Annotated in this window: 23 protein-coding genes and 2 pseudogenes; 14 read left to right on the top strand and 11 right to left on the bottom strand. The window is 61.9% G+C overall.

Annotation, left to right across the window (positions count from 1 at the left end):
- Positions 1 to 367 precede the first annotated feature (367 nt).
- Positions 368 to 2,104 carry a hypothetical protein gene (locus tag K307_RS48985; RefSeq protein ID WP_230625433.1) on the top strand — a complete coding sequence of 579 codons (1,737 nt, stop codon included), beginning with the start codon at positions 368 to 370 and terminating at the stop codon, positions 2,102 to 2,104.
- Positions 2,105 to 2,266: 162 nt separating this feature from the next.
- Complete coding sequence (locus tag K307_RS03380) at positions 2,267 to 2,605, top strand: DUF302 domain-containing protein (RefSeq protein WP_051974619.1); 339 nt, start codon at positions 2,267 to 2,269, stop codon at positions 2,603 to 2,605.
- Position 2,606: 1 nt separating this feature from the next.
- Here the strand turns inward: K307_RS03380 and K307_RS03375 are convergent, their stop codons facing one another.
- Complete coding sequence (locus K307_RS03375) at positions 2,607 to 3,743, bottom strand: zinc-binding dehydrogenase (protein ID WP_042876298.1); 1,137 nt, start codon at positions 3,741 to 3,743, stop codon at positions 2,607 to 2,609.
- Between the two features lie 475 nt (positions 3,744 to 4,218).
- Between K307_RS03375 and K307_RS03370 the strand changes: the two are divergent.
- Positions 4,219 to 4,770: pseudogene (locus K307_RS03370) on the top strand (IS91 family transposase); the annotation flags it as partial.
- Positions 4,771 to 5,398: 628 nt separating this feature from the next.
- On the opposite strand, the gene K307_RS03365 reads toward K307_RS03370, so the two are convergent.
- The 3 genes from K307_RS03365 to K307_RS03355 form a co-directional block, all read right to left on the bottom strand.
- The gene (locus K307_RS03365; protein WP_080744864.1) at positions 5,399 to 5,704 is read right to left on the bottom strand and encodes a YciI family protein; all 306 of its coding nucleotides are present in this window, start codon (positions 5,702 to 5,704) and stop codon (positions 5,399 to 5,401) included.
- A gap of 188 nt (positions 5,705 to 5,892) precedes the next feature.
- Positions 5,893 to 7,512, bottom strand: coding sequence for an IS66 family transposase (locus K307_RS03360; RefSeq protein ID WP_042876294.1), 1,620 nt, complete (start codon positions 7,510 to 7,512; stop codon positions 5,893 to 5,895).
- Between the two features lie 13 nt (positions 7,513 to 7,525).
- On the bottom strand, positions 7,526 to 7,744 hold the full coding sequence (locus K307_RS03355) for a hypothetical protein (protein WP_042876292.1): 219 nt from the start codon (positions 7,742 to 7,744) through the stop codon (positions 7,526 to 7,528).
- Positions 7,745 to 8,112: 368 nt separating this feature from the next.
- Between K307_RS03355 and K307_RS03350 the strand changes: the two genes are divergently transcribed.
- Positions 8,113 to 9,006: a LysR family transcriptional regulator gene (locus K307_RS03350; RefSeq protein ID WP_042876289.1), complete on the top strand. Its 894-nt coding sequence runs from the start codon at positions 8,113 to 8,115 to the stop codon at positions 9,004 to 9,006.
- 28 nt (positions 9,007 to 9,034) lie between these two features.
- Here K307_RS03350 and K307_RS03345 read toward each other — a convergent pair whose 3' ends face one another.
- Complete coding sequence (locus K307_RS03345) at positions 9,035 to 9,700, bottom strand: substrate binding domain-containing protein (protein WP_051974618.1); 666 nt, start codon at positions 9,698 to 9,700, stop codon at positions 9,035 to 9,037.
- A gap of 43 nt (positions 9,701 to 9,743) precedes the next feature.
- Here K307_RS03345 and K307_RS48455 point away from each other — a divergent pair, with 43 nt between their 5' ends.
- On the top strand, positions 9,744 to 10,025 hold the full coding sequence (locus K307_RS48455; protein WP_196251515.1) for a helix-turn-helix domain-containing protein: 282 nt from the start codon (positions 9,744 to 9,746) through the stop codon (positions 10,023 to 10,025).
- Here the strand turns inward: K307_RS48455 and K307_RS03340 are convergent.
- Positions 10,012 to 10,716, bottom strand: coding sequence for a flavodoxin family protein (locus K307_RS03340; protein ID WP_063771654.1), 705 nt, complete (start codon positions 10,714 to 10,716; stop codon positions 10,012 to 10,014). The two genes, K307_RS48455 and K307_RS03340, sit on opposite strands and share 14 nt — an antisense overlap.
- Positions 10,717 to 11,136: 420 nt before the next feature.
- On the opposite strand from K307_RS03340, the gene K307_RS03335 reads away from it, so the two are divergent.
- Entirely contained in the window at positions 11,137 to 12,246 is a 1,110-nt protein-coding gene (locus K307_RS03335; protein ID WP_042876287.1) for an alkene reductase, read from the top strand.
- Between the two features lie 142 nt (positions 12,247 to 12,388).
- Here the strand turns inward: K307_RS03335 and K307_RS03330 are convergent, their stop codons facing one another.
- From K307_RS03330 to K307_RS03315, 5 genes are all read right to left on the bottom strand, one after another.
- Positions 12,389 to 13,273, bottom strand: a complete 885-nt coding sequence (locus tag K307_RS03330; protein ID WP_042876286.1) for a LysR substrate-binding domain-containing protein — start codon at positions 13,271 to 13,273, stop codon at positions 12,389 to 12,391.
- The gene (locus K307_RS45385; RefSeq protein WP_080744862.1) at positions 13,273 to 13,869 is read right to left on the bottom strand and encodes a TetR/AcrR family transcriptional regulator; all 597 of its coding nucleotides are present in this window, start codon (positions 13,867 to 13,869) and stop codon (positions 13,273 to 13,275) included. Before K307_RS45385 ends, K307_RS03330 begins: the two co-directional genes overlap by 1 nt.
- A 119-nt stretch (positions 13,870 to 13,988) precedes the next feature.
- On the bottom strand, positions 13,989 to 14,744 hold the full coding sequence (locus K307_RS03325) for an SDR family NAD(P)-dependent oxidoreductase (RefSeq protein WP_042876284.1): 756 nt from the start codon (positions 14,742 to 14,744) through the stop codon (positions 13,989 to 13,991).
- 256 nt (positions 14,745 to 15,000) lie between these two features.
- On the bottom strand, positions 15,001 to 15,411 hold the full coding sequence (locus tag K307_RS03320) for an enoyl-CoA hydratase/isomerase family protein (protein ID WP_051974617.1): 411 nt from the start codon (positions 15,409 to 15,411) through the stop codon (positions 15,001 to 15,003).
- A gap of 312 nt (positions 15,412 to 15,723) precedes the next feature.
- The gene (locus tag K307_RS03315) at positions 15,724 to 16,659 is read right to left on the bottom strand and encodes a LysR family transcriptional regulator (RefSeq protein ID WP_051974616.1); all 936 of its coding nucleotides are present in this window, start codon (positions 16,657 to 16,659) and stop codon (positions 15,724 to 15,726) included.
- A 188-nt stretch (positions 16,660 to 16,847) separates the two neighbouring features.
- On the opposite strand from K307_RS03315, the gene K307_RS03310 reads away from it, so the two are divergent.
- The 8 genes and pseudogenes from K307_RS03310 (at position 16,848) to K307_RS03280 (ending at position 24,435) form a co-directional block, all read left to right on the top strand.
- The gene (locus K307_RS03310) at positions 16,848 to 17,594 is read left to right on the top strand and encodes an SDR family NAD(P)-dependent oxidoreductase (RefSeq protein WP_042876282.1); all 747 of its coding nucleotides are present in this window, start codon (positions 16,848 to 16,850) and stop codon (positions 17,592 to 17,594) included.
- Between the two features lie 149 nt (positions 17,595 to 17,743).
- Positions 17,744 to 18,493 (top strand): SDR family NAD(P)-dependent oxidoreductase, encoded by a 750-nt coding sequence (locus K307_RS03305; protein ID WP_042876280.1) that lies wholly within the window; start codon positions 17,744 to 17,746, stop codon positions 18,491 to 18,493.
- The gene (locus tag K307_RS03300) at positions 18,490 to 19,740 is read left to right on the top strand and encodes an MFS transporter (protein WP_042876278.1); all 1,251 of its coding nucleotides are present in this window, start codon (positions 18,490 to 18,492) and stop codon (positions 19,738 to 19,740) included. The genes K307_RS03305 and K307_RS03300 overlap by 4 nt, the downstream gene beginning before the upstream one ends.
- 82 nt (positions 19,741 to 19,822) lie before the next feature.
- Positions 19,823 to 20,470 (top strand): glutathione S-transferase family protein, encoded by a 648-nt coding sequence (locus K307_RS03295; protein ID WP_042876277.1) that lies wholly within the window; start codon positions 19,823 to 19,825, stop codon positions 20,468 to 20,470.
- Between the two features lie 138 nt (positions 20,471 to 20,608).
- Positions 20,609 to 21,016: a DUF427 domain-containing protein gene (locus tag K307_RS03290; RefSeq protein ID WP_042876275.1), complete on the top strand. Its 408-nt coding sequence runs from the start codon at positions 20,609 to 20,611 to the stop codon at positions 21,014 to 21,016.
- A gap of 57 nt (positions 21,017 to 21,073) precedes the next feature.
- Positions 21,074 to 22,327, top strand: a pseudogene (egtB, locus tag K307_RS50860) (ergothioneine biosynthesis protein EgtB); the annotation flags it as partial.
- Positions 22,307 to 23,278 carry an L-histidine N(alpha)-methyltransferase gene (egtD, locus tag K307_RS50855; RefSeq protein ID WP_419187138.1) on the top strand — a complete coding sequence of 324 codons (972 nt, stop codon included), beginning with the start codon at positions 22,307 to 22,309 and terminating at the stop codon, positions 23,276 to 23,278. The pseudogene egtB and the gene egtD, both read left to right, overlap by 21 nt.
- A gap of 38 nt (positions 23,279 to 23,316) precedes the next feature.
- A complete protein-coding gene (locus tag K307_RS03280) occupies positions 23,317 to 24,435 on the top strand; it encodes an alkene reductase (protein WP_419187137.1) in 1,119 nt (372 codons plus the stop codon).
- Positions 24,436 to 24,437: the final 2 nt, after the last annotated feature.

The following is a 24,437-nucleotide window of genomic DNA, read 5'->3' as shown; positions in this document are numbered from 1 at the left end:
GTGACAGGCTACGCCTCAAATCCAGAAGGGCTAAGGGGTGGTCCATCGCGCGACCGCTGCTTTCAGACAAGTGCGGTAAGCACAACGTTATCGCACCTTATCATCGCGTCACTCAACGCCAGCGTTCGCCCGGCCCCGCATTGCCAGTTCGCCGTCGCCGTCGAATCTGGGCGGGAACGCAACGGCAGTAGCCGGCCAGTTTGAGTCAGCCGATCTTGAACCGTCAATGACGGAAACGGCCGATGTACGGCCGATCACTCTCTGGCGGGGACCGTCGGTTCCAAACCGTCGATTGGCGAACGCAGCCTTGGGATAAGGCTGGCGGGCCGGTATATTCAAATGTCAGTGGCAGGCGAGGGAGCGGAACATGGAGCAAAAAATGGTTCGATTCAGGATGTGGACGTCCGGCGCCTACGCGCTGGCCTCTGCCGGCGCGGACGGCACAGCCAGCCTCGTCGAGCATGACGGACGAGGCGCCCTGCACACGATCGATATCGGCCCGGACGGCTTCGAGGAAACGGTTATCCGGCGCCACGTGGAGGCCGGCAGCGTGGTCATGCGCAGGTCCCGGCTGCGTGGCGATTCACGCGGCAATGTCGAGTGGGAGTGGCGACTCGACAGCCCCCGCATCACTCGCACCGATGTCTGGTCGGCGCCTGCTGTGGGACCGGGCAGATGGACGCGCGAGGACGTCCGGCCGGGCCGCACCACGCGCTATATCCGACACAGCAACGGAAGCTTCCGCGCCGTGGCGACCGCGCCAGATGGCACGGAACTCTGGACGGCCGATTGGCAACGCAAGCGGGGCCGGCTGCACGGCGCCTTCTTCCGCAGCGACGGCAAGGCCCTGGGCGATGCCAGCGTGAAAGGCGGTGGCCAGCAGACGATGCAATGGACCGGGCCCGACTCGCAAGGCACCTCGTCCCGGACCTACAAGGGCGCGGACGATACGGTGGTGGAGGTCAAGGACTACACCCAGCGCGACGGCGCGCACGTCCACATCGTCCGCACGTACGAGCCGACTCCGGGACGCGGCCACGAAACGGGAAGCAGCACCAGGGGCGTGTCGGACGAAGGGATCACTCCCGCGAAGTCGTGGATCAAGATCGACGTCAACGACGACAAGGACAATCCGATGGGGCAGCACGACGACGGGCACAGCTCGGTGGAGTTCGGCACCGAGTCCAATCCCGACGGCACAAGCACGGAATACACCATCAGCAGGCACGAGAAGCCCGACGGTTCGTCGTCCATGGACAGGACGGACTGGTCGTCCAACGGCGACACCGGGTCCGCCGCTAGTTCGACCGACGTCAATGGAAACACCTCCACGACTGAAGTGGCCAGGCACGCGGACGGGAGCTACACCATCAAGACGCGTACCGTCGACAAGAACGGCGACGGCACGGAGCAGATGGACTCGGTGGACAAGGACGGCAAGATCACGAACGACGAGCCGAAGACCGTCAAGGGCGGCAAGATCGTGGCCGGCCCCACCGCCGGCAATGCCGATGGCTCGGAGAACTCGGATGACTCCGGCGATGACAACGACAACGCTAATAGCAATGTGGCGGACAACGCCAACGACTCCGCCCCCCCCGACGACGACGACCATCCCGACCCGGATGCGGATGCCCAGACCGGCCTGCCAGCGGGCGACGGGGACGACGGTGACCAGGAGGGCAATCCGGACGGCCGCTTGGCGGGGATGGACCGGGACACGCTGCTCGCCCTAGTCGGACGTGCGTGGCGCGGCGAGGAAGGGATCGACAGCCTGGGCGATACGAATGCCCGCTACGGACGCTGGCTCGGTGCACTCAGGGCCGTCGTGGCGGCAGGCGGCACGGTCGGAAGTACGGGAGAGGAGCTGGACAGCCTGGGCGCGCCGATCCCCGGATTCGACTTTTCCGGCGGCGGGGGTGGCCACCAGGACGAAGACCTCGACAGCCTTGGCCGCCCAGTGATTGACCTCGACATCGTGCCCCGGCCACGTCCGGGTCCGGACGGCATGACGCGGCTGGGGTCGCTGCTTGACCTCTGTGCGCAACTCGCCGCGGGCTCCGCCACCGTGGCGGCGTCCGTGAACCTGCTCAGGCAGGCCTGAGAGGGCCGCGTGGCTGCCTCAATGACCGGAAAGGAACTGATACCGTGAGTTGAGCGCTGACCGACTGGACTCATTGCCTTTCCAGACGTTCGCAAGCGTAAGCTTGAGGGACTGCAACGGGTCGGTCAGAGACGGCCGCGGCATCACCGGCAGCAGCCGGCCGTGACCGGCCAATTGGACAAGGGCATGACGATCTTCGCGCGGATCGACCATGCTGAGGCTGCACGCAACGCCGGGCTGGCAATGCCGCCGACGCAGGTGCTGATCTATGGCAACGCCAAGCGGGGAACGCCGTTGATGCTCGCGGCACCCATCGTTGCGCTGAACTTGCCCCTGCGCGTGCTGGTGCGCGATGACTGCCAGGGCAGCGCCTGGGTGAGCTTCCACACCGCCGCGGAACTGGAAAGCGCTCACCCATTGCCGGCCGGCAGCGCCGCGCCGCTGGCTGTGGCGCAGCGGCTGATTCTTGACACGGTGGGCGCGCAAGGCGCCCCGGGGTGATTTATCCGGCCAGGCCCTTGTTCGGGTTGATCAGGTACTTCTCCCCCGTCGCGCGCTTGTTGTAGACGGCGATCACGTCCAGGTCCAGCACCTCGGCCAGCGAGATCTCTTTCGAGTAGTGGCTGGCAAAGGTGGTCTTCAGCTCCGCCACCACGCGTTGCTTCAGCGCGTTGGCCCGCTCGCGCCCGATCTTCTGCAGGAACGGGAACAGCAGCCAGCCGCCCATGCCCCACGCCATGCCGAAGTTGCGGTTGAACTCGGTCGGGCTTGTGTCCAGGCCGCCGTAGAGGTAGACCTGCTTGTGGGTGGTCGAGCCATAGCGGCTGTATTCGCGGGCCGTCTTGTTCAAGGCCGCTTCCATGCAGGTGAGGATCTGGCCGCCGAGCTTGCCGCCGCCCGTGGCGTCGAACGCGATCGTTGCGCCAGTGGCGACGAGTGCCTCGGTGAGGTCCTGCATAAACGTGGGCGACGCGGCGTTGCAGACGTGGACCGCACCTTGTGCCTTGAGCAGGTCCGCCTGCTCTTGCTTGCGCACGATGTTCACCAGCTTGATGCCATCCTTGAGACAGATCTGATTGAGCATCTGGCCCAAGTTGGAGGCCGCGGCGGTGTGCACCAGGGCGCTATGTCCTTCGAGCCGCATGGTCTCGACCATGCCCAGTGCGGTGAGCGGGTTGACGAATGACGACGCGCCGTCAGCAGGCGTGGCGCCTTCGGGCAGGACCAGGCACTGGTCCGCGGAAATGCAGCGGTACTGCGAGTACATCGCGCCGCCGATGGCAGCCACGGTCTTGCCCATCAAGGCTTGCGCCGCAGGGGACGAGCCTGCATCGACGACCACGCCCGCGCCCTCATTGCCAATCGGCATGGACGCGTCCAGGCGGCCCGCCATGCTGCGCATCGCGCCTTCCGGAACGCGCGCGGTGACTATGGGGCGCTCGGCCGTGCCGCTGGCCTTGGCCGTGCTCATGTCGGCCGCACCGAACAGCAGGCCGAGATCAGACGGGTTGAGGGGAGAGGCTTCAATGCGGATGACCACTTCATCCGGGCCAGGGTGCGGCGTGTCGATGCTGTCTAGCGACAGCTCGAGTTCACCACTGCTCTTGATTTGCGAACGAAGTTGAAGTGCGGTGTGCATTCGATGTCTCCTTGGTCTGTCGGTTTGCGGTGAGCAAGGCAGCAGCGCGGGGCTGTTTTCGCCAGCAGTCAGCAATGTAGCAAGTTCCTGCGAATCCCGTACTGGGCCGGAAATTCAGGTCCTGCGTCGGCATGTCTCCCTGGATACCACCCATATCTACGCGGAGGTCGACCTGGAAACAGGTGCAGCGTATTCTGCAGGCCGGCGACGTGCGTCCGCACCGGGTCCAGCAATGGCTACACAGCCCAGATCCGGCCTTTCGTGAGAAGGCTGAAATCTCCAATGGGCCGGCCAGTGTAGCGGAAGCGTCCTAGGCAGAGGCTTTAACCTGCTGCAGAGTGCCATTGTCGCTTCCTATGCTGCTTTCGAGCACGAACAGCGCCTGAAGATCACCGCCCAGGCTTTCCGTCCCGCGCAGGCCCCAGCGGGAACCCGAGGGCCCCCCACTCTGCATCGAAAAGCGACTTCCCCCCAGCTCGAGCCGTTGCGTGACCCGCGAGCGTTCGCCGCCTGGCTCGCGCCCGCCGCTCACGCGGAGTGGGTCGTCTACGCGAAACCACCGTTTGGCGGCGCTGCACAGGTACTCGATTACCTGGGCCGCTACACGCATCGCGTCGCCATCTCGAATAACCGGTTGCTGCGTTTTGATGGCGATTCGGTCCTGTTCCAGTGGAAGGACTACCGTCACGAAGCCCGCCACAAGACCATGACGCTCACGGCCGACGAGTTCCGCCGCTTCCTGCTGCACGTGCTGCCCGACGGCTTCAAGCGCATCCGCAGCTATGGGTGGCTCGCCAGTTGCCACCTGGCGGCGCGCCTGGTCACCTGCCGGCGGCTGCTCGGTGTCGAGCCGCCCGCCGCTGCGTCGCCCCCCATCGCAGAAGACTACCGTGACCGTTACCAGCGGCTCACCGGCAAGTCCCTGCGCGATTGCCCCGTCTGCGGCAAGGGCCACATGGTCCGCATCGAAGGCGGTGTGCCTGGCATCCTTCCGCGGGCTCCACCTGACCCCAGCCATGGGCACTGACCGGCATCACCACCACCCCCGAGCACGTTGGTCTTTTCCCACGCGGCCAACGCGAACCCACTCGTGCTTTGGCGTCATCGCACCATCACAATGCCGCGAAACTGCGCACTATCTGCCCATTGACCCTCGCATTCTCACTGTCTTCGCGCGACCGGCTCCGTCAGACCGCCCGCTTCCGGCCTGCGATGGCCACGCGCCGGGTAACGCAAATCACCGCGACGATCATTCAATGCCCATAAACGCCAGCGCCTGCGAAGCGGTTTAGCACAAACATTTTTTTGATTACCGATCGCGGGCTGGCCCCGACCGGCCTGTTCACGGTCAGTAGCCGCGATCGCCAACCAAAAAAATCTCTGCTCTATGCGGAGATTTGCATAGCGACCCATAGCGGAAATTCGCTTTGTCACAAAGCTGCCGTTCAACGAGCAAGCTCAGCCGCGCCGCGTAGCGGCGTCGGCTGCAGCGGTTTGTTAGGCCTCACGACGCCCCCAAGGACGAGGCAGGCTTTGAGCAAGTAGGCCACCGGTTAGGAGGCCGGAGATGACTGTTTCCTGACTGAAGTTCATGGCGATGAAGAAAGTAGATGCGGGAGAGTGTCATCGATCGCAGTGGGTACGGGACCTGCCCGTCAGCTCTCGGGGTCATACCCAAACTCGCGGAGTTCCTGCGAGCAGCGGCAAGCTTTGGCGATCTTTGCAGCCCACAGGATGGCGGCTTCGCGCGACGGGAGCTGCAGGACACAGAAGCCGCCGTCGAACTCCTTCGTCTGGGGATAGGTTTCGTTTGTGACCGTGCCGTCTGAGGCGACCATGAGTGGTGCGACATCCTCGTTGATACCACCACCGAACACGTACACGCCTGCAGCCTTCGCCTCGCGCATGACCTCGTGCGCAGCTTCGCCCACTGCGGCAAAGTCCTCGGCGGGGACTTCCATCGCCCTTCCAGGAAAGGAGATAAGGTATTTCGTCATCGTTCGGTCCTTCGGTTGAGGTCGGTGCTGTTTGTGAGGCCTAACGTGTTATGGGGCGATGTGTAACGCGCCCTAATACGGATGATGCGCTCTAACACGTGCAGATTCCGAGGTAAGTTCTCAATAAAACGGGGCAAGCGGCGGCACGTCGCTCAGGTCGAGCGAGCGATGCGCTGTTCGAGGAGGTGGGGAAGTCGGGGAATGTGATTGGTGTGTGTGATGCGGTCCGCCAGGTAGTCCCAGAACGAGATTCCCAGCTTTCGACAGGTCTTCTTCAAGCTCGAGAAGGTGTCACGGCATTGACGACCGCGTTCGCTGCGCGTGCCGCCACTGATCTTCTGCTTTTTCACGTGGTCGCGAATGTCGCGTTCACTGCCGTTGGTATGCAGTGGGATCTCGGGGCGTTCGAGCACCAAGAGCAGCTCGGACTTGTTCTTGTGAAGGCGTCTGAGCAAACGGTCCAGCGTTGCGTAACGGGTCTTTTGGATGAAGACTGCGTCAAAGCGTTTTTGCAGTTCGGCTTTGCGCCGGATCGTCGGATTCTGCTTGTATTCCTTCAGATCCGCATAGAGCGACCAGATTTCGCTGCGCACACGGGCAATATCCTCTCGATGTAGGTCATTGAGCGGCAGCAGCTTGTGCACGAGACGCTCGGCGTGGACCCAGCATAAGCCGTGAATCAACACATTGAACTGTCCCGCATCATCGCTGATGATGGCCAGATCCTGGGCTACGCCACGTCGCCTCAGGCTGCCCACTAATGCCCCTTCGGTGGCGATGTTCCGGTGGCGGGTAACGTCCATGCCCAGGCTGTCCAGATGAGACAGCCACGCACTCTGGTTGGCGAAGCTCGCGCACTCATGCTGACGCAGCCCTTCCACGAACGCCTGTGGGAGCTCATGCTTTTTCATGTAGGAGAAGGCCTCGTCGTTGACCCGGTAGCCATGTCCCGCTGCGAGCAGTTCGAGGAAATTGATGCGGCTCTTCGTGCTTGTGCTTTTGAACCAGGCGAAGTGCTCGTTACCGATGTGGGTGACATAGCCGTTGCGGCCCTGATGCCGCGTGCCGGTGTCGTCGACCGTCACATACGCCGAGAGCGCCAGCCCCGTCGACAGCAGACCCTCCTTTTCCTCATGGAAGCACTGCTTGTCCTCCTGCAGCAGCGCATTCATCTGCCCGGACGAGATCTCGATACCCCATTCCCGCAACTGCTCGCACAGCAGCGGCTGCGTCACGTGGCAGTGGTGATATTGGTACAGCACGTAACTGACCAGTGTCGCGCCAAAGTGGCTGCCGGCAACGGCCTTGGGCAGCTGCCCGGTCAGCGTTTGACCGTCCGGAGTCTGCCAGCGTGCGAGCCGGTAGCGCGTATTGTGGGTCCCGATCACGAGGTCCTGCACCACGAAATCCCGGTAGCCCTTGAACCGCGAGCCAGACGGGATAGACTCGGGCGGCTGGATGACTTGCTCGCAATCGATCTTCAGCTGCCCCGTCTTGCTCCTGGCGGGCGAACCGCGTCGACCGGCTGGTTTGCCCTGCTGCCGCCGATTGGACTCGCTGGTTTTGCCGGCCTCCTCATGCATGCGGCTTGGCTTGAACGTCGGGCGCTTCTTCTCTCCCTTGAGCACCGCGACCTCGTCTTTCATGTGCCCCGCGTTCTCCACCAGACGATGGATGAGTGCCACGAGATCTTCACCCCAGGCCAGCACCTTCAGCACCGCCGGCGTACGTTCGGCCTCGGCAATGTACGGCGCAACAAGCTTCTTCTTCACGGCCGCAGTCAGGCTACGCGCGCTTTGCAGCTCTTCTCAGCTCAGCGAGTTCCTGTTCCAGTTGCTCCTTCTCCTGCTGCAAGCCATTGGCCATGTCGACCAATCCCTCAACCCATGCCAACACCTCAAGTTCTTTTGGCGTCAATCCTTCTCGCGCGATGTCCGGCAGCGTGATTTTTTGGCAAGTGGTCATGACCTGGGCAGCGTGGATGGCGACGGCGAAAGTTAACATCTCCACCCAGCGTTTACAAGTGGAACTCGTTGCGGCTTACGGCAAGGTCGCGCCGATATTTCCACCCCGACATTCCAGTCACCGGCCACGCCTCACCACCTGGCCTTGCCCCGGCTTATTGAGAACTTACGATGATCCCGTACAAAACCTGGGTTCGCAAGCCGTCGTAAATTGCACCAAAATCAAAGCCACCCCGATATGATCTGTTGGGCATGGGAGGTGCATCAGTCAACAGCACCTGGACGCCGACAGGACTACCTCCCAATACGTTTCCGCGAGTGAGAATCTACGGTCTCGTGAAAAAATTTGAAAAGACTTTAAAAGCAGGCTCACATACCTACCAGGCATGGGGGCGCGATGGACGAACAATGGAACTGCGACACCTTCGGTATCTCATTGCGGTAGCCGAGACCGGCAGCCTGACGGTGGCGGCCGAGCGACGGCTGCACACCTCACAGCCGTCGCTGAGCCGGCAGATCCGGGATCTGGAGGATCAGGTCGGGGTCGAACTATTGAGCCGCAGCGCACGCGGCGTGGAGCTGACCGCAGCGGGCAAGGCATTTATCGATCACGCGAGGCTGGCGCTCACCCAGGTGGACGCTGCGGTCGAGGCAGCGCGCAGGGCGGCGCAGCCAGCCAAACAGCGGTTCGCGCTCGGGTTCCTCACCGGGCAGGAAATGACTTGGCTGCCCGAGGCCATGCACATCCTTTGCGATGAACTGTGCAATGTCGATGTCACCATTTCCAGCGACTACTCGCCGGAGCTCGCCGAAGGACTTGTGAGGGGCAAGCTGGATCTGGCGTTAATGCGCGCCGAACCGGCCTTCGATCTCGCTTACAGGGTCGTGAGCCAGGAGCCGCTTGTGGTGCTGATGCCCAGCGATCATCCACTGACGTCACGCGACGCCATCCGCCCACAAGATCTTGTAGGCGAACCCTTCATTGCCATGGCGAGCAAGGCCAAGGTGCTACGCGCGGTAATCGACGACTACCTGGCGCGCTCAGGGGTTCAGATCACGCCGATGCAAAGTGTTGACAACCCGGCAATGGTCATGTCGTTGGTGGCCTCCACGCGAGGCTTGACGCTGATCCCGGCCTATGTCGAAAAGCTGATGCCCCTTTCGGTGGTCAGCCGCCCCCTTGCTGGAGAGGTGCCAACAATCGACCTCGTCGTTGGCTACAGCAAGGCGAACCGTTCCCCCATCCTGAAACTGTTTCTGTCCCGGTTGGATGAACTGATTGCTCGCGTTCCAAAGCGGTGACTGACACAAGGTCCAGGAATGCACTCGCTCAAATGCCGGCCTCGGCGGCCTTCCTGAGCAGGAATTCAATAAATAGTCGGGCGCGCGCGGGAAGCTGCTTGCCGAAGGCATGCAGCGCATAAGCGGGAATGCGGGTCAGCGCGTACTGGGGCGAGATCTGGACCAGATCCCCTGCGGCGAGGTCCTCCGCCACGGTCACCCGCAGCAGATAGGCAATGCCAGCACCGGCTAGCGCGGCACGGCGTATGAAACCGCAGTCGTCGGTATCGAAGCGGCTCTCCAGCAATAGCGTCGTTCCATCGGCGAATGCAACACACGGTTTGCCCTCCACGGCGTAACGAAGGCCCGTGTGTGACGCCAGTTCCTCGACGGTTCGCGGTAAGCCACGTTTTCGAATGTAGCTCGGAGAAGCCACCATCACCCAGTTCAAGTCGGTGATCATCCGTCTGATCAGTTCGCTGTCATTGAGCGCGCCCATCCGAACGGCGACGTCGTAGCCTTCGCGGATAATATCCACGCAACGATCGGTCACCTGGAGCTCGATCTTCACGTCAGGGTAATGCGCGAGAAACTCCGCAGCCCGGCAGGCGATGAGCATGCGCCCAAACTCCTGAGGAGCCGATATGCGCAGCAGGCCCTGAACGCCGCCGGCGCCCACCGCGATATCGTCTACCTCGTCAATCGCTCGCAGCAAAGGCGCGACTCGTTCGTAATAAGCTGATGTTTCAGAGGGTAATTTGACGACAATCCTGGAAGAGACCAGTGGCCTCGTTGCCTTTGTTCGAACGGCAGAAGAAGGGTCCTTTAGTGCAGCCAGCCGCGCGCTCGGAGCTAGCCAGTCTGCGGTGTCAAAGAGCGTGGCGCGGCCGGAGAGTCGGCTGGGCGTGCACCTTTTCCAGCGCTCGACACATACGCTCAGTCTGACCGCGGAGGGCCAAGCTAGTCTTGATAGGGGCGAGCACGAATGCCCACCCTGCCATCCCCAGGCTCGGCCGTTATCCAAGTCTAAGCGACTGTGAGACCGCTCAGGACACGGGACGCTTCTCCTGGACCGTCGCCGCGATGCTCGGGGTCTTGCTCATCGGAGCCGCCGCTTACACCAGGCTTTGCCGTTCTTCCGAGCGCCAGCCGGCCCGCTACGAGTTCCTGCGCAACCTCGGCCACCCGTTCACCGAGTAGGAACGCCGTGCGAATGTCTGACGACGGAGGCGCGACGTCGCCACCTTGGTCCATGTTGGCCTGCGCCGCCATGCCCAATGTGTAGCTGTCGCGGTTGAGGATATCCTCGTTGGTGTAGGAGCGGTTGTTGCCATAGTTCAGGCCAAGATTGACCCAGTGCATCTGGTGCTGGGCGGCAAAAGTCACCAGTTGGACAAGAGAGTTTTGCTTGTCGCCGCCACGCGATGCACCATTGGTGAAGCCCGCCGCAATCTTGTTGGCCCAGCACTTTTCGACATACTGCAGATGCGACGTCGCATCCATAAAAGCTTTGAAGGGTGCGGATAGGCTGCCCATGCAGGTTGGTGTCCCCATGATGATGGCATCTGCGTTGTCGAGCAGACTCCAATCAAGGTGCGCCTCTTCGGCCTTGACGAGATCAACGGCGACACTGCTTACGCTAGCTGCGCCCTGGGCCACCGCCTGGGCGACCTTCACGGTATGCCCGTATCCGCTGTGGTAGACCACGGCAACTTTGGTGGGGTATGACATCTGAACCTCCCGATTGACTTTGACGGTCGCGGATGCGCCGTGAACCCATTGCCCGTGCCGAGTACACCGTAGGCGCCGGTAATGAGCAGGTTGCGGGGTACAGCTTCGTTGGTTCTCATTAGGGAAATCCTTGGATGTCTTGGAAATAGCCGCTGTTTGAATGGGGCGTGTTATCACCCTATGCGCTATGAGATTCGTCAGTTACGGGGCACCTGGCACAGCAGCTATGCCTGAATGTCGTTGTGACTGACGGCAAAGCCCAGGACCCCAACAGTTCAAGCACGCTCGCCGCCGGCTCGATCGCGGACATCTTTGTCCTGTATGTTCGGAATCGCAGCCTATTTTTCGAATCCGGGTCTGTCAATACACTCTCCTCGAGGAAAGCGTACACCCCATCGGCAACTCATTTTCGAGGAAATCATGTCAAGACTTCATTCCCCCGTCAAAGTAGGTCCCTACGAACTCTCCCATCGCGTAGTGCTGGCGCCGCTCACCCGCATGCGCGCCGAGGAAGGTGCGCGGCCTGGCCCGCTGATGGCTGAGTACTACGCCCAACGTGCTTCCGAAGGCGGCCTACTGATCAGCGAATGCGCCATCGCCGCACGCAATGGCAATGGCTACCTCGGCGCGCCGGGCCTCTACGACGATATCCAAATTCCGGGTTGGAGGCTGGTGACCGACGCCGTGCACGCCAAAGGCGGCCGCATCTTCCTGCAGCTCTACCATGCCGGGCGCCAGTCCAACAGCCAATTGCAGCCGAACGGCGCTGAGCCGGTGGCGCCATCGGCCGTGCCGCATGGCGGGGTCGCCTACACCGAATCGGGCTGGGTTCCGAACACACCGAGCCGCGCGCTGACCCTCCCGGAGATCGCCGATTTGATCGAGAGCTTCCGTACAGCAGCCATCCGCGGCAAGCAGGCTGGCTTCGATGGCGTTGAGCTGCACGCCGCCAATGGCTACCTGTTTGATCAGTTCCTGCAGGACGGGAGCAACAAGCGCACTGATATCTACGGCGGCTCATTCGAGAACCGTGCCCGCTTTCTGATCGAGGCCACCCAGACCGTCATCTCGGTATGGGGCAGCGACCGCGTGGCTGTGCGCCTTGGCCCCAGCGGCACCTGGGGCGATATGTCCGACAGCAACCCGGAAGGACTGTTCACCTACGTGGGGGAGGAATTGGCCAAGCTGAACCTGGCATACCTGCACCTGATCGAGCCCCGTGTGTTTGGCAATGTCGACGATGAGAGCAAAGACCCGAACCCGGTTGCGGCACAACTGATGCGCAAGCATTACAAGGGCACCATTGTCGCTGCCGGCGGATTCAAGGGCCACACCGCGGAAGCCATCCTGCAGGCCGGCGACGCCGATCTCGTCGCATTCGGCCGCGACTTCATCGCGAACCCCGATTTGCCAGTGCGCCTGCGCCACAAGCTGCCACTGAATCCGTATGACCGCCCAACCTTCTTTGGCGGCACGGAAGTCGGCTACACAGACTATCCGTTCTATCGCGACGACGTGGTAGTCGCGTAAGCGAAGCATCCCTTCAGTATCTGCAAAGGATGTCCCCCACCTTCGAGGCTGGGCTCGGACCTCATTCCGAAGAAATCAACACCGACATCAAGAACTTTACGGATATCGTGCCCGTCACCCAGATAAGCCTTGTAGTACCGATCTAGATCTGCAGATTCCGGCTGAGATAATCGGAAAAGGCACGCAGCTTGGGTGAGGGGTAACGGCTTGCCGGCCGCATGATCCAGAAGGTAACTATCTGGTCTACGAAATCATCGAGCACGACCTGCAACGCACCGCTCGCCAGCGCATCCCGCACGAGGAAAGTCGGCAGGAAGGCCAAGCCCTTACCTTGAAGTGCCAGAAAACCCAGGACTTCAACCGTGTTGCTGACAAAGGTTTGCGGCAGTTCCAGTTCCGATGCCGCGGCCGCAAGTTGGAATGGCCAACGTTCCAGCTTGCCGGTGGCTGGAAATCTATGCAGTAAACAGGCGTGCCGAACTAGTTCGGACGGATGTGTGGGGACGCCCTGCCGCTGGAGATAGCCGGGCGACGCGACCAGAACCTGACCGCAGGAACCCAGGCGGCGTGACACCAGCCTTGAGTCGTGCTGCTCGCCCGTGCGAATGACCGCATCGAAGCCTTCCTCCACGATATCCACCATGCGATCGGAGAGATCGACATCGAGCTCGATTTCCGGGTATTGCGCCATGAACCCGTCCAGCGCCGGCATGATCAAACCTGACAATTGCGGCGTGCTGATCCGTAGCCTGCCGCGCGGACTGTGGGCGGCATCAGACAGTTCGGCCACTGCCGCTTCGGCCTCGCCCAGAATGCGGCGGCATCGCTCCAGGAACAGGGAACCTTCGGCCGTAAGCGTGATGCTCCGGGTGGTGCGGTGAAACAGCCGCACACCCAGGCGCTCCTCGGTGCGCGCGACACTTTTGCCAACAGCTGAAGACGATACGCCGAGCAGCCGTCCCGCCTCCGTAAAGCTGCGGGTTTCCGCCACCTGCACAAACGTCGAAATCCCACTGAGACTATCCATTAGCTTTCTGAACCCGCGGCCCCAAGCCACGCATACAAAACACGCTTGAATCGGTTAACCGGCTCCGGACTTCTCCGCACTTTCGCAACAAGGAATGCCCCTTGAAGCGACGAAAGAACGAATCCAGCAAGATCTTCCACATCCGTTTCGGGAGGAAGCTCACCTGCCTCCACAGCCGCCCTGAGGCAGTAGGCAATGGATCTCTCATCGTCTGCGAATGCCCGTACCACTCGATCGACGATTTCATCGCTGTGTTCGTTTGCTTCCGCGCTAATGTTTCCGCAGAGGCAACCATCACGCATTTGATTCTGGCTGAGAAACTCGTGAGTGCTGTTGATGTAGGAATATAGCCTGTCGAGAGGGCGCAACTGATTATTGAGCAAAGTTTCCCGTGCCTCTGCTTCTGAGCGACTTCTGTAGCGCTCCAGCACCTCCAAACCGAAAGCGTCCTTGGAAGGAAAGTGATTGGAAAATGATCCTAACGGCACACCAGCAGCAGTTGCAATATCGCGAACACTGGTCGCAGACAACCCATGCCGATGCACCACCCGCGCACCCTCCATGAGGAGCCTTTCCCTGTTGTTGAGCTTATTCATGAGTCCGATATAGCCGCATCCGTGAGAGTTTCAACTCAGTAATCGAAAACCCTACTGCAGACCGCGGATCTGCGCGATCCGCGAGTGACCGAACTGTTCAGTGCAGCCTTGGCATCCGCTTAGGCAGCGCTATGACCGCCATCAACGTTAAGGCTATGACCAGTAATAAACCTGGCTTCGTCCGAGGCGATAAACACAATCCCATCGGCAACCTCCTCCGAACGACCAAGTCGAGCAAGCGGGACGCCTTCCACGAGGAGTGCCTTGTTATCGTCGGTGCCGGTGAAGCGGGTTAACATCCCGGTGTCCGTGGGACCAGGAGAAACACAGTTCACGCGAATCCCTGCACTCGCGAGCTCAAGCGCTGCGGATTTCGTGATCCCTTCTACCGCATGCTTGGCGGCAACATAGACGGACGCGAATGCGGCTCCCTTGTGACCATATGTCGACGAGATGTTGATAACGTTGCCCTTGCTCTTGCCGCCATTGGCTTGCATCGCAAGGATCTCGTGCTTCATGCTGAGGAGCACACCAACGACATTCGTGTCGAACGTTGCCGCGACGCTTTCCGCGGTCTGGTCTGTGATCGGCCCAACTTGCCCTTCGGTTGCGGCATTGTTCACAGCAATGTCCAGCTTGCCAAATCGTGCAATCGTCTTTGCCACGAGGTTCTTCACTTCCTCTTCATTCCGAACATCGGCGTGAATGTATTCAGCCTGGGCGCCGAGTTTTTGCAGTTCGTGTGCAAGCGCCTGGCCTGCCTCATCACGGCGGCCGGACACAACCACTCGCGCCCCTTTTTTAGCGAACGCGAATGCCGCCGCCCGGCCGATGCCCGTAAGGGCGCCTGTAATGAGAACGACTTGATCTTTCATTTTGGATCCTTGGATCTGACTAGGAGGTGTACGTCCATCTTTTACGTAGGCGACCTACGCTGTTACGTCGCCATGTGACCAATGTAGGCGTCCGTCGCGCACATGAAAAATACCTTGTAGGCTTGGGGGGATACCTTTCAGGCATCGGGCTCGAAATCGGCCACGAAGAGGGGGGCGACATGGTTCCGGGAATCCACGTGCTGATCCGTAGCCTGCCGCGCGGACAGCGGGCGCCGCCACATTTGAGACACTCAGCTTATGCTTTCCACTCAGGCCGACGCTTCTCCACAAACGCCGCGATGCCCTCTCGCGCGTCGTCGGTGGCGGCCACTTGGCAAAACGTGTCCACGGCGTACGACACGCCACGCCGGTATTCGCTATCCCCGGCACGGTGGAAAGCGGCGCGCCCGATCTTCATGGCACTGACAGATTTCGCGGCGAGTGTAGCGGCCAGGGTTCTGGCCTGCTGCAAGACCGCCGCTTCGGCCACGATGCGATAGACCAGATGCAGCGACTGCGCTTCGCGCGCTCCAAAGGCGCGTCCCGTGAACAGCAGTTCGAAAGCGATATGCCGGCCGACGATGCGCGGCAGGTGCGTGAAGTGAATGGCCGGCAGCATGCCAACATCGATTTCCGGATAGCCGAAGCTGGCGTTGTCCGCTGCCACAACCTACACCCTCGGGGCTGACTCATAACCGTATCAATCTGCAGGAAAAGGACGATCACCCCAGGCGGCGCAGAGCAATTCGAAGTTGAAGGACGGAGGTCGCCGGCCCAGGATCGGAAGCCACGCGCGCATTGTAGGTGCCTTATTGGACTCTCAGCAGCAGTCCGGTCGTCAGCCCCCGCTTTGGCGCGGTCTCCCTTATGGTGAAAGGCTTTGCTGGGAACCGTAAGAATTTGCACAAAAGGGACATTTACCCCCGATGAACACGCTCTGCCGCCAGCACCCCAACGCACCTGAGAAAAAGCGGGCGGTTTATTCAGCCCGAGTTTGGCGGTCGTCGCTTCTCGGCCGAACCCGCCGTTCGGCTACGCGAGCAATCAGTTCATCCACCCGGGACAGGAACAGCTTCAGGACGGGGGAGCGGTTCGCCTTGCTGTAGCCAATTGCGAGGTCGATCGTCGGCACCTCACCGGCAAGGGGACGCCCGACGACCGACAGGGGCATCAGATTCTCAACATAGGCCGGGATCAGCGTCACGCCTCGCGTCGATGCCACCAACGACATGACCATCGCCGGGTTGTCCACGCATTGGGTCGGCGTGATCTGAACCCCTGAGCGCGCCAGGTAGTCGTCAATCACTCGGCGCAGCACCTTGGCCTTGCTCGCCATGGCGATGAAGGGCTCGCCAACGAGTTCTTGTGGGCGGATGGCGTCGCGTGACGTCAGCGGATGATCGCTGGGCATCAGCACCACGAGCGGCTCCTGGCTCACAACCTGGTAAGTGAGATCGAAGTCCGGTTCGGCACGCATTAACGCCAGATCCAGCTTGCCCCTCACAAGTCCTTCGGCGAGCTCCGGCGAGTAGTCGCTCGACACGGTGACATCGACGTTGGGCAATTCGTCGCGAAGGATGTGCATGGCATCGGGCAGCCAGGTCATTTCCTGCCCGGTGAGGAAGCCGAGCGCAAACCGCTGCTTGGCTGGTTGCGCCGCCCTGCGGGCCGCTTCGACCGCAGCATCCACCTGGGTGAGCGCCAGCCGCGCGTGATCGATAAATGCCTTGCCTGCTGCGGTCAGCTCCACGCCGCGCGCGCTGCGGCTCAATAGCTCGACCCCGACCTGATCTTCCAGGTCCCGAATCTGCCGGCTCAGTGACGGCTGCGAGGTGTGCAGCCGTCGCTCGGCCGCCACCGTCAGGCTACCCGTCTCGGCGACCGCAATGAGATACCGAAGATGTCGCAGTTCCATTGTTCCCCATTGCGAACCCCATGCCTACGAGGTATGCCTGCCAGCTTACTAAGTCTTTCTCAATTCTGTCACGAACCCCTAGATTCTCCTCAGTGGCGGCGTATTGGAGCGTCCCCCCCTTCGTCGGAATCGGTGGCGCCCGCGAACCCCCTCATACCCCGCAAATCATATCGCACCGGAGTTGAAGCATGACCAAGCCCGTTGTCCTCATCACCGGCGCCCTGACCGGCATCGGTTGCGCCACCGCCCTGGCCTTTGCCCGGAATGGTGCCCATCTCGTCGTCTCCGGCCGCCGGCAGGCCGAAGGCAAGGCCCTCGAAACCGAGCTTCAGCAGCTCGGCGCCGAAGCCACCTTCATCCAGGCAGACGTCCGCCACGACGACCAGGTTCGCGACCTCGTCGACCAGACCGTGGCCCGCTTCGGCCGCCTCGATGTGGCCGTCAATAACGCCGGCACGGAAGGGCAGCCGGGGGCGATCGTCAACCAGACCGCCGAGAGCTACGCCGCCACCTTCGATACCAACGTGCTCGGTACGCTGCTGAGCCTAAAGCACGAACTCCGCGTGATGACGGCCCAGAAGAGCGGCAGCATCATCAATATCTCCTCGACCTATGGGCGCGAAGGGGCGGCCCACGCCTCCATCTACGCCGGCAGCAAGCATGCGGTCGAGGGCTTTACCAAGTCGGCCGCGCTGGAAGTCGCCGCCACGGGCGTGCGTGTCAACGCTGTTGCCCCAGGCCCGGTCGACACCGGCATGCTCGACCGCTTCACCGGCACCCCCGAGAACAAGGCGGCGCTGACCGCTACCGTACCGCTGGGCCGCGTCGGCAAACCGGGAGACATTGCCAACGCCGTGCTCTTCCTCGCGTCGGACGCCTCGTCCTTCGTGACCGGCCAGATCTACGCCGTCGATGGTGGCAAGACCGCGGGCTGATCGTCCTGGAGTCCTGGCGAGGCGCCCATAGCTCCGCCTGCCTCGAACGACATCCGACATGACCACATACACACTCAATACCCTGAGCGTTTCGTTGACGATGTCTCCCGTCTCAAGATGGCGGGAGCGCGCCTGACCAGGAGAAAGCAATGTCCCCACATCCCGTCGTCCTCATTACCGGCGCACTGACCGGCATAGGCCGTGCCACCGCGCTGGCTTTCGCTCGTGAAGGCGCGCACGTCGTCATCTCCGGACGGCACGATGAAGAAGGCCAGAAGCTAGCTGCCGAACTTCGAAAGCTTGGTGTAGAAGCGCGATTTCTGAAGTCCGATGTGCGTCATGAAGACGAAGTCAGTCGCTTGGTCGATGACACCGTCGCGCGCTTTGGTCGACTCGACGTGGCTGTCAACGCCGCCGGCACGGAAGGCCAGTTCACGCCAGTCACGGAACTGACTCCCGAGAGCTACGCAGCCGTTTTCGACACCAACGTGCTAGGCACACTGCTCAGCGTAAAGCATGAGATGCGCGTAATGCTCGCGCAAGGCGGCGGCAGCATCGTCAATATCTCATCGACGATGGGTGAGCGCGGCGCGGCGAACGCATCCCTCTACACCGCCAGCAAGCACGCGGTGGAAGGCCTGACCAAATCGGCTGCGCTTGAGGGCGCGGCATCCGGCGTGCGGGTCAATGCCATTGCCCCGGGGCCGGTTCAGACTGCCATGCTCGACCGGCTCACCGGCTCGGCTGACAGGAAAGCCGCCTTCCTCGCGAGTGTTCCCCTTAAGCGCGCGGGAGCCCCCGAAGAAATCGCCGATGCCATCATGTTCGTCGCATCCGGCAAGGCGGCCTTCATCACGGGCCAGATCATCCGGGTCAACGGCGGCAAGACCGCTTCGTGACGATCGAGCGCCAGATGTCGAAACATGCTGCGGAGGGTTCCCGGCCATTCGAGCTAGGGCCGCGGACCAGTTTCTGGGTGGCGGCAGGGGTGGTCGCACATACGCTGTGGACCAGCGCGGCGCCCGCCATGACCTATCGGCTGTACGCCGAGCAGTGGCAACTGACCCACACGGTGACCACCGGCATCTTCGCCGTCTACCCGATCTTCGTAGTGACCGTCTTGATTGCATTTGGTGATCTCTCTGACCACCTCGGTCGTCGAGCGACGATGCTGCTCGGGCTGGGCGCGTCGTTGCTCGGTGTGCTGCTGTTTGCCATTGCACCGAGCGTGTCGTGGCTGTTCGCCGGTCGCGCCCTGATGGGCATTGGCGTTGGCCTCAGCGCCGGCGCCTCGACGGCCGCGATGGTGGAGTTCGGCTCGGAGAGGCAGGGTAAGCGCGCCGCATCCGTCATGGCGGCTGCGCAAGCATCCGGTTTCGCGGCGGCGCTGCTCGTAGGCGGTGCGCTGACGCAATACGCGCCATGGCCGCTGCATCTCAGCTTCTGGGTGCTGTTTGTCCTCATTGCACTGCTATTCGCCGCGGCCTGGCACTTGCCTCGTCACGCGGGTGAGCCAGTGGCCGGCAAGTGGCGCCCCAAGGCGCCGTTTATCCCCGGCCCCTTGCGGCCCGCGTTCGCAGTCGCGGCGCTCGCGGTGACTACCGCTTATACGCATGGCGTGCTGATCCTCTCGCTCGGCGCCCAGGTTGCCCGCGACCTGGTGGGGTCGCCGAATGCGCTGGTCAACGGCGCCGCGCTGGCGTTGTTCGCCGTCACGTCCGGTGTGTTCGGGATCGTGGCGCGTGGGCTACGCCCAGGCCTTTCCATGACCTTGGGCGCCATCGCGTCAGCCGCCGGCATGGCATTGCTGGCTCTGTCCACAGCGTGGCACGGACTGTGGATATTCCTGGCGGCCACGACGATGACGGGCATCGGCTACGCCCTGCTTTTTCTGGGTGGTCTCACCTTGATCAATGGTTTGCCACATGCGCAGCACCGCGGCGGAGTGCTTTCGACCCTCTACCTGTTCGCCTATCTCTCGCTCGGCGTCGTCGCCCTCGGCCTTGGCGTCGTGGCCACGCACGAGGGGCTGGGCCTGGCGGTCGACCTTGGCGCCGGCGTGATTGCCTTGCTCAGTCTCGCAACGATCGCGCTGCTCATCTTGCAACGAAAAGCGGGCGTTCTGCGTGAGTCTACGTCCAAATGAACCTGCAATCCTGGCGCCCTCGATAAAGCCGGCCCCGACCTTCGCTCCGGGAGATTCTCGATTCTTAACAAAGGAACCAACCATGACCTCTGTCCCGATCAGGCTCCACCACTCAGCTTCCTCACCCAACTCGCGGCGTGTGCGCATTTTCCTCGCCGAGAAGGGGTTGTCGATACCGCTCATTCCCGTCGATCTAAGCAAGGGCGAGCAGCATTCCGAGCCCTACCGGGCGATCAACCCTCGCCGGGTCGTGCCCACGTTGGTGCTGGAGGACGGCACGGCTATCGGCGAAGTGCCGGCGATCTGCAGGTACATCGAAGAAATCCATCCGGAAGCCCCTTTGCTCGGTGACACGGCCAAGGATAAGGCGCTGGTGGCAATGTGGGAGCGTCGCGCCGAACTGGAAGGCTTCGCCGCGGTCATGGAGGCGATCCGCAATGCCGCGCCAGGCCTCAAAGGCCGCGCGATCGCTGGCCCCCGCGACTACGAGCAGATCCCTGAGTTGGCGGAGCGCAGCAAGCTGCGGGTGGAGATTTTCTTCGCCGATCTCGATGCCCGCCTGGAGCAAGTTCCATTCGTGGCCGGTGACCACTTCTCCGCTGCCGACATCACTGCGATGGTCGCCGTGGATTTCGCCGCGAAGGCGATCGACTTCGTCACCTCGGACGAGCACGCCTCACTTCGGCGCTGGTACGACGTGGTATCGAAGCGCCCCAGCGCGTCAGCATAGATCACGGCAAGGCCCTTTGTCGCAAGAGCCCGAACGCGGATACGTAGACTTCCCGACATTCGCCGCATAACTGCAGCTCACATCACCTGCCCCACCGAAGCGCAAGTTCCCGACGCGTCAATTCGAAGGAGAGTATTTATGTCAAGCAACGCCACCGCTGCAACCCGGTCCGTCAAGATTCCGGATACCGATCATCCCATCACCATCGAGCACAACCCGTCTCGCGTGGTGGTCACGCTAGCCGGCCACGTCATCGCCGATACACGAGACGCGTTGACGCTTCGCGAGGCGCGTTACCCAGCCGTCCTGTATATCCCGAGGAAGGATGTGGATATGACGCTGCTCAAGCGGTCCGAGCACACCACCTATTGTCCCTACAAGGGCGATTGCGCGTACTTCTCGATTCCGTCCGGCGGCGGGCGCTCCGTCAATGCGGTCTGGACTTACGAAGCCCCATACGCGGCTGTCGCGCGGATCAGGGATCACCTCGCTTTCTACACAGACCGGATCGATGCAATCGAGGAACGAGCGAACGGCAAGGCGTAATCCTCTGCGCGCATGACAGATTCGATGACCCCTATTTGAGTGAAGCCAGACGAAAGCATGAGCCTGAACAACGCTTCCAGAGAAGCACGCATCTATCCGGCCGAGCCTGGTGAGTCGTTCGAGCGATTGGGCGCCAGCGCCACTGCAGGTTTGCTGGCCCGCTTCAGGCACGTTCGTGCCTACACCGACCGTCTCGTCGCCCCGCTTGGGGACGAGGACAGGGTGGCCCAGTCAATGCCAGACGCGAGTCCGGTGAAGTGGCACCTTGCGCATACTACCTGGTTCTTCGAAACCTTTGTGCTCATCGAGCACCTGCCCGGTTACGAGGTGTTCGATCCAGGCTATGGGTATCTCTTCAACTCCTACTACGAGGCATTGGGTCCGCGCCAGCCCCGGCGGCACAGAGGTCTGCTGACGCGCCCGACCAGCCGGCAGATTGATGCGTATCGGCGGCACGTCGATACGCATATGGCCAGGCTATTGGCTGCGGAGCCGGCATCTGATCTGGAGCCACTCGTCCTGCTCGGAATCGCGCATGAAGAGCAGCATCAGGAACTGCTGCTAATGGATGCCCTTCATCTGTTCGCGCAGTCTCCACTCAAGCCCGCATACCGGTCCGATTGGCCCGCGGACAAATCAGGCGGCGCGGGGCAATTTAGATTCCATGCCGGCGGCTTGCTCGATCTTGGCGACGACGCTTCAAAGTTCGCGTTCGACAACGAACGGCCACGCCATAAAACGTGGATCGAGCCATTCGAAATCGGCGATCGCCTGGTCACAAATCGCCAGTGGCTGCAGTTCATGAACGACGGCGGGTACACCCGCCCTGCTCTATGGCTGTCCGATGGCTGGGTGCTAGTTCAAGCTGAGCAGTGCGAAGCTCCCCTTTACTGGGAGCGCGCAGCAAACGGCACGGATTGGCAAGCGATGACGCTCGGCGGCCTTCGTGCCATCGACCCCAACGTCGCTGTCACACACATAAGCTATTACGAAGCGGCCGCTTTCGCCATTTGGGCCGGCGCACGGCTGCCGACCGAAGCCGAGTGGGAAGCCGCAGCAGGCGCGGGGCTGCTTGAGCAGGCCGACGATGTCGCGTGGCAATGGACGCGAAGCGCGTATGGAGCGTACCCGGGGTTTCGCCCATCGGCCGATGCAGTCGGCGAGTACAACGGCAAGTTCATGGTCGGGCAGATGGTGCTGCGCGGCGGCGCGAGCGTGACATCGCCAGGCCACGCGCGACACAGTTACCGGAATTTCTTCCGTCCCGAGCAACGCTGGATGGTTTCCGGGCTGCGCCTTGCGCGCGATCTGGAACACCGGCCAAAGGCAGACGAGGACGCCGATGGGTTCGAGGCAGACATCATCGCAGGCCTCTCGGCGCATCCGAAGACGACCCCGCCAAAGTACTTTTACGACGAGGCCGGTTCGGCCTTGTTCGAGGAAATCTGTGGCACGCCCGAGTACTACGTGACGCGGGCCGAGACAGCGTTGCTCCAAAGCGTGGTGCACGAACTTGTGTCGAGTATTGCGGCCGACGCGGTGCTGGTCGAATTCGGTAGCGGTGCCAGTGACAAGACGCGCCTGATCCTCGATGCAGCGCCGCATATCGGCACCTATGTGCCTATCGACATTAGTCCCGACGCCCTGCAACGGGCTGCCGAGCGCATCTCCCGCGACTACCCGGCGCTTCGGGTCGCGCCGCTGGCCGACGACTTCACTCGTGCCGTGGCCCTGCCGGCACACGTTGGCCATGCACCACGCGTAGGGTTCTTCCCCGGCTCGACGATTGGCAACTTCGCGCCGCAAGAGGCGATTTGGTTCCTGCGCTCGGTGCGGAGTCTGCTTGGCGTAAGAGCTCAGTTGATCATCGGCGTGGACATGATCAAGGACCCCGCGAGGCTGGTAGCGGCGTACGACGATTCGATGAGCGTAACCGCCCGCTTCAACAAGAATTTGCTGGCTCGGATCAACCGTGAGTTACGCGGCGACTTCGATCTGGACGCGTTCGATCACCAGGCGATCTGGAACCCCACGCTGGAGCGCATGGAGATGCATCTGGTCAGCCGGTTCGATCAGTTGGTGCACGTTGCCGGTCACGGCTTCGCCTTCAAGGCTGGTGAGCGACTGCACACCGAAAGCTCACACAAATTCAGCGTCGAGTCGTTCAAGGCATTGGCCGTGTCGGCGGGCTGGGTGATCGATCGGTACTGGCTAAGCTCCAACCCGGAGTTTGCCATTTTTAGTCTGACGGCGCCCGCTTGATAGAAGGCGCCGCAACCGCTGAGTCTCAAACTATGGAGATGAATGTGTCCAAGCTTTTCTCACCGATCACGATCGGTTCGATCCCCCTCAAACACCGCCTTGTCATGCCGCCGTTGACCAGGCTGCGCTCCAACCCTGACGACAGCGTTAGCGACATGATGGTCGAGCACTACGCGCAACGCGCCTCAGACGGAGGGCTCATCATCATCGAGTCCGCGAACATCTCAATCCAGGCGCGGGGGTATTTCGGTGCTCCCGGGCTCTATCTCGACAGCCATATCGATGGCTATCGCAGGATCGCGGACGCGGTCCATGCAAAAGGCGGACGGGTCGTCGCGCAGATCGTGCATTGCGGACGCACCTCGCATACCGACATCGCGGGCGGCCAGCCGCCGGTAGGACCATCTGTGATCCCCTTTGACACGATGGCGTTCACGCCGGACGGATGGAAGCCGGTTTCGCCGCACCGCGCCATGGACCTGGAGGATATACGCCAGACTGTGAAGGATTTCCGTGACGCTGCACAGCGAGCCCTCGACGCCGGTGTCGACGGTGTCGAGATTCACAGCGCCAACGGCTATTTGCTGGACAGCTTCCTGTACGACGGTAGTAACAAGCGAACCGATGCATATGGTGGGCCCATAGAAAATCGGGCGCGGTTCCTGCTTGAAGTCATAGAGGCGGTGTCGGCACTACGCGGTGCCGACCGCATTGGCGTGCGGCTCTCGCCGAGCGGTGAGTGGAACGACATGGTTGACAGCGACTCAATGGCCACGTTTGGTCGAGTGGGCGAACTGCTCGATCAGTTCAGGCTCGCCTATCTCCACATCATCGAACCCCGCATCAAGGGCGATGACGCCAAGGTCGGTCACGAAGACATGGAGCCGGTCGCTGCCGCACACCTGCGGAAGGTCTTCAAGGGGCCGATCATGGCAGCCGGCGGTTTTAACGGCGACAGCGCGGAGGCGATCCTGCAGCAGGGCAATGCCGACCTCGTCGCAATCGGGCGGCCCTTCACGTCAAATCCGGACCTTCCAGAACGACTTCGACTGAAGCTGCCGCTTACGCCTTATGATCGCTCCGCCTTTTGGGGTGGAACGGAGCAAGGCTACACCGACTTTCCTCGATATCGCGAACTCGTAACTGCCGGGAAATAGAG

Source organism: Cupriavidus necator A5-1 (genome assembly GCF_000744095.1).
GTDB lineage: Bacteria > Pseudomonadota > Gammaproteobacteria > Burkholderiales > Burkholderiaceae > Cupriavidus > Cupriavidus necator_A.
Note: the sequence above shows the minus strand (reverse complement) of the source record. Positions and strands in the feature narration are given on the sequence as shown.